Annotated in this window: 5 protein-coding genes and 1 pseudogene; 2 read left to right on the plus strand and 4 right to left on the minus strand. The window is 46.6% G+C overall.

Going from position 1 to position 4,656, the window contains the following annotated elements:
• Positions 1–358: 358 nt before the first annotated feature.
• Entirely contained in the window at positions 359–601 is a 243-nt protein-coding gene (locus ACXLDX_RS06815) for a FeoA family protein (RefSeq protein ID WP_457576441.1), read from the plus strand.
• Between the two features lie 39 nt (positions 602–640).
• Positions 641–2,827: a ferrous iron transport protein B gene (feoB, locus tag ACXLDX_RS06820; RefSeq protein ID WP_457576442.1), complete on the plus strand. Its 2,187-nt coding sequence runs from the start codon at positions 641–643 to the stop codon at positions 2,825–2,827.
• Positions 2,828–2,856: 29 nt separating this feature from the next.
• On the opposite strand, the gene ACXLDX_RS06825 is transcribed toward feoB, so the two are convergent.
• The 4 genes and pseudogenes from ACXLDX_RS06825 to ACXLDX_RS06840 all read right to left on the minus strand — a co-directional run.
• A complete protein-coding gene (locus ACXLDX_RS06825) occupies positions 2,857–3,549 on the minus strand; it encodes a hypothetical protein (protein ID WP_457576443.1) in 693 nt (230 codons plus the stop codon).
• 101 nt (positions 3,550–3,650) lie between these two features.
• Positions 3,651–3,851, minus strand: a complete 201-nt coding sequence (locus ACXLDX_RS06830; protein ID WP_457576445.1) for an RNA polymerase sigma factor — start codon at positions 3,849–3,851, stop codon at positions 3,651–3,653.
• A complete protein-coding gene (locus ACXLDX_RS06835; RefSeq protein WP_457576444.1) occupies positions 3,852–4,220 on the minus strand; it encodes an RNA polymerase sigma factor in 369 nt (122 codons plus the stop codon).
• Between the two features lie 199 nt (positions 4,221–4,419).
• Positions 4,420–4,656 (minus strand): annotated as a pseudogene (locus ACXLDX_RS06840) (gamma-glutamyltransferase); the annotation flags it as partial.

A 4,656-nucleotide genomic window follows, 5' to 3' on the forward strand; every position in this document is an offset into this window, starting at 1 on the left:
CGAAGAGTGTCCTTTTATTTTGCCCTTCAATTTAGGGTTGCCTAATTTTTAATGGTGATATATATGTTTGAAAAATTTTCCATTCTGCTTATCATAGCCGGTTGTATATTTTTCATCTGCCGAAGATACTACCGGCAATGGAAAAGTGTTGTCCAGGGAAAAGGTGTACCTTGCTGTACAGACTGCTGTTCGTCATGCGGATCATCATCCTGCAATACCAGGCGGGAATAAGAGTGAGTGGTCAGGGTGTCTGCACGAACCTGCAGCGGTACAACCCTGAATCACGGATTTTCAGATAACTCCTGGAAAACCATCCGATTACCGATTTTATGTTTGAATAAAATACAAAAAAACAAAAATGCATACAGTGATTCTGAGAAACATGAAAAAGAACCAGAGTGGTATTATCAAGGCCATTACAGTAACCGGAGAACTCGGCCGGCGCCTTCGGGAAATGGGGCTGACTCCCGGAACCGAAATTTCAGTCTGTGGCCGGGCTCCACTCAGGGATCCTGTTGCCATCCGCGTTCTCAACTCCATCCTGACACTTAGAAATAACGAGGCTGAATATATCCAGGTTGAAGTAGACCAGGATTCCTGACCCTCTGTCTCCCTTTCACTCCAACAGAAATTAACTGTCATGCAACTTAAAATCGCACTCGCCGGAAACCCTAATGCCGGAAAAACAACTCTTTTCAATCAATTAACCGGCGCCCGGCAGCATGTGGGAAACTATCCAGGCATTACTGTTGACCACAAGGAGGCCTGCATAGTCCATGATGGACGACGGATGACCATTACCGATCTTCCGGGAACCTATTCCATGACCGCATATTCTGCCGAAGAGCTGGTCGCCAGAGATTACCTGGTCAACGAGCGGCCGGACGTGGTTATTGATATTGTTGACAGTTCCAACCTGGAAAGAAACCTCTATCTTACATGCCAGTTTCTTGAACTGGGAGTTCCCCTGGTTATCGCCCTCAATATGATAGATGTTGCCAGAGACAGGGGAATAGAAATAAAGGTCGAAAAACTTCAGGAACTGATAGGAGTGCCGGTTGTCCCTGTAATCGCCCGCTCTGGATTCGGTAAAACAAAGCTTCTTGAAGAAGCCATCAGGACCGCTGATAGAAAAGCCCCCTGGCAATCAAGAAATATTTCCTATGGAGAGGACCTCGATATTGCAATAAAAGAACTGGTGAAGGTCATCTCGGAAAATAAATTCATTACCGATGCGTATCCCCCAAGATTTACGGCTATCAAATACCTTGAAGACGATGAGCAGATTCTGAAAAAGGGCCGGAAACAGGATCAAAATGTGGCGGAACAGCTGGAAAAAATTGTCGGCAAGGCTGCCGACCACACAAGAAAAACTCTTGATGTCTATCCGGAGGCAATTATAGCAGATCAGCGTTACGGCTATATAAAATCTATCATCAGACAGGGAGTACAGATCAATACCTACGAAACAGACAGACTGTACACCTCTGATAAAATTGACAAGGTTCTGACAAACCGGTTGCTGGGACCGGTCATCATGTTTTTAATCCTGTTCGGGCTCTACCAGTTTACCTTCAGCTGGAGCGAACTGCCTGTTTCTCTGCTTGAATCATTTTTTGCCTGGTTTGGCGGAATTATCGAAACCACTCTTCCGGACGGCCTGATAAAATCAATGATAATCTCAGGTGTTATTGATGGTGTAGGGGGTATTCTCGGTTTCGTTCCCCTTATTATGTTCATGTTCTTCGGTATTGCTGTCCTTGAAGATTCCGGTTACCTGGCAAGAGTTGCCTTTATGATGGACCGGGTCTTTCGGATATTTGGTCTGCATGGTTCATCAGTCATGCCGTTCATTGTTTCAGGGGGAATTGCCGGAGGTTGTGCTGTCCCCGGTGTCATGGCAACAAGAACCCTGCGCTCACCCAAGGAAAGAATGGCAACCCTGCTCACGGTACCGTTTATGAACTGCGGCGCCAAACTTCCAGTCCTTGCCCTTCTGATCGGTGCATTTTTCAGCGAAAACAAGGCTCGCTACATGTTTCTTTTCACCATGCTCGCCTGGCTTGTGGCCCTTCTGGCCGCCAAGCTCCTGCGCTCCACGGTCCTGCGTGGTGTCCCGACTCCGTTTGTCATGGAACTGCCGCCCTACCGGTTTCCAACCATGCGCGGCCTGTTTCTCCACACCTGGGAAAGAACCTACCAGTATATAAAAAAGGCCGGCACGGTCATCCTTGGCATCTCCATTCTGCTCTGGGCCATGATGACCTTCCCTGGCCTTGACGGGAAACAGCAGGAAATGTTTGACCAGCAGCGACAGAAAATCATAGCTTCTTTTAATGATTCGGAAAATGGCCCGCCTGCTGAAAATAATCCAGTCATGATCATGAGACTGGCAGCCATAGATAACGCCGAGAAAGAAGCCACCCTGCAACATTCATTCGCCGGAAAAATCGGCGGTGCACTGGAACCGCTGACAAAACTTGCCGGCTTTGACTGGCGTACCAATATTGCTCTCATTGGTGGATTTGCCGCCAAGGAAGTTATAGTATCTACTCTTGGTACAGCCTACTCCATGGGAGATGTGGACACTGAAAAAACAGAAACACTCGGAGAACGCCTGAAAAAAGACCCTGGCTGGAACAAAGTTGTCGCCGTTTCCGCCCTGATTTTTATAATGTTTTATGCCCCCTGTTTTATCACCGTTGTCTGTATTGCAAAAGAATCTTCATGGAAATGGGCCTTTTTTTCCATATGCTTTAATACAATTTTCGCGTTTCTGGCGGCTGTGGCCGTTTACCAGGCAGGCATGTTTTTCCAGTTGAGCTGATTGATTTTCCCTGAATCCGGCATGTAGATTCAGGCCTGTCCAGTAAGGGCAAAAACTGTTTCCTCCTGCTGCCAGATATGCAGTTCGACACCTGCCACATTAAGCGAATAGATTCGTCCCGGTTCCAGATAAAAACCGATCTCATCGCCTGAAACAACAAATAGTGAATAAATACTTTTGGACTTGTCCTGATAGAGCAAATGAGCGAAGTCACAGTTCTTGATATAACAGATTCTTCCGCCAACAATTTTCAGATTCTTCTTTGGCAGTTGTTTTACTACTACGGGGTAATGCAGATTTTCCACAGTCCACTTCTGCATATCGTCAATCTTTTCATACATCGGCAGGATTTTTCCGTGATCCCTGTGTTCCATTGCTACATATTTCCCCAGTTCTCCCATTGAAGAAAAATTTCCGGGAGAGGGAGCAAGAAAAAAAATCACAATAACTGCGGCAATGGCGGCAATAGATGCAACCAGTCCACGTTTTATTCTTTCCCTCTTCACGGGCAAATCCAGACATCTATCTATCCTGCCGTACAGTCCGCCATCAACTTTCTCATAACGAAACATTTCGGTGATACATGTTTCAAGTTCTTCATCAAACTGCAAGAGCTGTGCACATTTGGCGCATCGCGTCGCATGTTTTACCGCCCTGTCTGCCTCGGACAAATCATGGACATCCCGGTTTTCCAGCCAGGAGGTGAAGGTAGTGCAATTCATGGTAAATACCCTCCTAGCCCAGCATAGCTCAGCTGGACATTTAACACTTTTCCTCATTGAGGAATCCCGCTCTCAATCCCTGCAGCATTAGATTATTTCCCCTATCCAGCGAAATGAATAATCTTCCCCATTCCCTTTTTTCCGGCCGAAAGCCGCAGCAAACCCTTTTTCAGATACTGCTTGCCCCGTGCCAGTCTGGACATAACCGTACCGATGGGAATATTCAGGTATTCGGCTATTTCCTGGTAGGTCATCTCATCCATATAATAAAGAATAAGGGGAGACTGAAATTTCTCAGGTATTCAGGAGAGAACTCTGTGGAGCTTCCTGTTGGCATCCTTCTCAATAATCCTGTCAACGAAGCCAGAACTTTTCTCATCCTTGAAATAGTTGAGATAACTCGTCCCGTCATCCAGATAGGGACGCCGCAGGAACTGCCTTCTTTCCTTGAGAAAATGATTTCTGAGAATTGTAAAGAGCCAGGCCCTGCAGCTCTTGTCATCACGCAGTTGGGTAAACCTGGTATATGCTGAATACATTGTTTCCTGGACCAGATCCTCTGCATCATAACGGTTACCACTGTATTTTACGGCAACATTGAAAAGGAATTCAAGATGGGGATAAGTCAGTTCCTTGAATCTCTTTTTATCAACTCGCCGCAACAGAACCATGAGGCCTCCAGGTAGAATCCATAGTAATTACTCACAGGTGCTGCAGATTTCTGCAGGCTCTTCTTCGTTATAGCCTGCCTATGCGGACTAAAGAGACCGTGAAAATGGGGTGCCTGTGAACAATTACAATCCATCTTGGGTACTAACTGTAAGAGCTCCAGCCCGGCTGTTTTATTCCATTTTTCGATATGAAAGAAAATTATGAATGATCAACAACTGTCACGGCTCCACCACGCCGGGGATCACCTGCGCCTTCAACACCGGGAATAACGGCATGGACACCTCCGAAATAGACTCCCTGCTTCTGCCAGAGATTCACCTCCACTACCTTTCTCAAGGCCTTGACTGCAAACTGATCATACCCGGGTTCAAGCTGCAAACATTTTTCATCCAGATACAGACGGGGCGCATCCACAGCATCCTGCAGAGGACGGTG

It is taken from the genome of Desulfomarina sp., from assembly GCF_054039375.1.

Excerpts from the sequence above, each read along its gene's own strand:
- ACXLDX_RS06835 (WP_457576444.1), bottom strand. The coding sequence starts at position 4,220 with ATGGTTCTGTTGCGGCGAGTTGATAAAAAGAGATTCAAGGAACTGACT.
- ACXLDX_RS06815 (WP_457576441.1), top strand. The coding sequence starts at position 359 with ATGCATACAGTGATTCTGAGAAACATGAAAAAGAACCAGAGTGGTATT.
- ACXLDX_RS06825 (WP_457576443.1), bottom strand. The coding sequence starts at position 3,549 with ATGAATTGCACTACCTTCACCTCCTGGCTGGAAAACCGGGATGTCCAT.
- feoB (WP_457576442.1), top strand. The coding sequence starts at position 641 with ATGCAACTTAAAATCGCACTCGCCGGAAACCCTAATGCCGGAAAAACA.